Origin of the sequence: Endozoicomonas sp. ALC013 (assembly GCF_049310205.1) — a bacterium.
In the GTDB taxonomy this organism is placed as follows: Bacteria; Pseudomonadota; Gammaproteobacteria; order Pseudomonadales; family Endozoicomonadaceae; genus Endozoicomonas.
On sequence record NZ_JBLYNS010000345.1, the window covers coordinates 1 to 1,887 of the forward strand.

Below are 1,887 nucleotides of genomic sequence, written 5' to 3' on the forward strand. Positions count from 1 at the left end.
GCCGGTGATAAATAAGCACGGGACTCAATAAATCACGTAAAAGAGATCAGCAAACGGGCAACGGGAGCCTGTCCGACTCCCGGGTATCACTTCCAACGGATCGATATCGCTCTGCCTGTACCGGTCGCCGGTTGAGTAGTTTATACTATCGTCGTTCAAGGTACATGCCGTCATGTCACCTGATGCTGAAACAGACAGAAAGCAGATGCGAATCTCTGTATGGGTCTTGTTTCGCTAAACAATAAAAGCTGTCAGGTCTGATGAATAATAACAGCCATTTAAGGCAAACGCCGTAACTGGGTCAGGTAATGAAAAAAGTCATTCTCACTCTGGTAATTTCTTTGGGGATAACGGGCATCGCCTTTGCCAAAGGCGATGCAGCAGCAGGCAAGAGCAAAGCAACGACCTGCGCCGCCTGCCATGGTGCCACAGGGATCAGTCTTGCTCCAAACTGGCCAAATCTCGCCGGTCAGGGGGAGCGTTACCTGATCAAACAGATCACTGAAATCAAGGACGGCACACGCTCTGTGCCAGAGATGATGCCCTTCGTCAGCGCTCTGACCACGCAGGATATTGCTGACCTGGCGGCTTACTTTGCCAGTCAGCCAGCCCCTCAGGGAGCAACTGACACCAAGTATGTCACATTGGGTCAAGCACTTTACCGTGGTGGGGATGCCAAGAAAGGTATTCCGGCCTGCTCCAGCTGTCACTCTCCCACGGGTAAGGGTAACTTCCTGGCGGGCTTCCCCTTACTGGCGGGCCAGAATGCAGAGTACACCGCCAAGCAGCTGCGTGACCTTCGTGAAGGTGATCGAACCAACGATGGTGACACCAAAATCATGAGAACCATTGCCGAGAAGATGAGCAATAAAGAGATCGAAGCGGTTTCTCACTACATCAGCGGTCTTCGTTGATCGTTTTTTATCCCTGATTAATGACAGAAGCCTGAGCTTTACCGGCTTCTGTCATTTTCCTCTCATACAAACCTGCCTGCTTGATCAGACTTCCTTTTCGTCAGATGCTGGCGTAATGTGTCGTCTATAAAGCGCCATATCCCTGAATAACAATGAAAAATAGAGGACTCTCGTATGATAAAAAAAACGAAGGGTATATTAGGTATCGCTGCATTCCTGGGCATCGCCACGGTCGCAGCGGGTTATCTGTTCAGTGATACCCAACACAGTCAGGAAGTGATCGTTACTCAAAATACCCCGGTAGCTCAGGCCAGCACGACCACGCACTCAGCAGCCGGTGATACCTCATCAGCGTCAGTCATCACTCAATCCGGTACACCGCAATTATTTCAGCCAGGCCAGCACTATCGGGTTTTATCCAATCCGGTTACCACGGACGCCATACCGGAGAAAGTGGAGGTGGTCTCCATATTCTGGTACGGATGCCCCCACTGTTACGCACTTGAGCCCAGGATTGAACAGTGGCAACAGACCTTGCCTGGCGATGTTGAGTTTATTCGAACGCCCGGTTTCTTCGGCCCTAACCTTTGGCAGACCCACGCCCGGCTTTACTATACTGTGCGCAATTTGGGACTGGAAGAGCAGGTTCATGCCGGTATCTTCAGTGAAATACAGAACCGCCGAAATCAGCTCAAGGACAGTGAACAAATGGCCGAGTTCCTGAATCGGGAGTTTGGTGTTGAACCTGAAGCGTTTAATAAAGCGTTCAAGGGTTTCGGTGTTAATAATCAGCTGCAAAAAGCCTTCTCCAAACTGAAAGGCTACAGGTTGTCTGGTGTACCCGCCATCGTGATTGATGGGCGCTATGTGGTTGAGCCCGGGCTGGCTGGATCACTGGCTAATATGCCGGTGATTGCCGACTACCTGATCCGGAAAGTTAAACAGGATCGAAAAGGCTAGGAGGCTCCTAGTG

Annotated in this window: 2 protein-coding genes; both read left to right on the plus strand. The window is 50.9% G+C overall.

All coding sequences use genetic code 11. The annotated features are described in order from the left end of the window. The first annotated feature begins 308 nt into the window (after positions 1 to 308). Complete coding sequence (locus ACO6V1_RS23725) at positions 309 to 914, plus strand: c-type cytochrome (RefSeq protein ID WP_422444274.1); 606 nt, start codon at positions 309 to 311, stop codon at positions 912 to 914. A 174-nt stretch (positions 915 to 1,088) separates the two neighbouring features. Beyond that, positions 1,089 to 1,874, plus strand: a complete 786-nt coding sequence (locus tag ACO6V1_RS23730; protein ID WP_422444276.1) for a thiol:disulfide interchange protein DsbA/DsbL — start codon at positions 1,089 to 1,091, stop codon at positions 1,872 to 1,874. Positions 1,875 to 1,887: the final 13 nt, after the last annotated feature.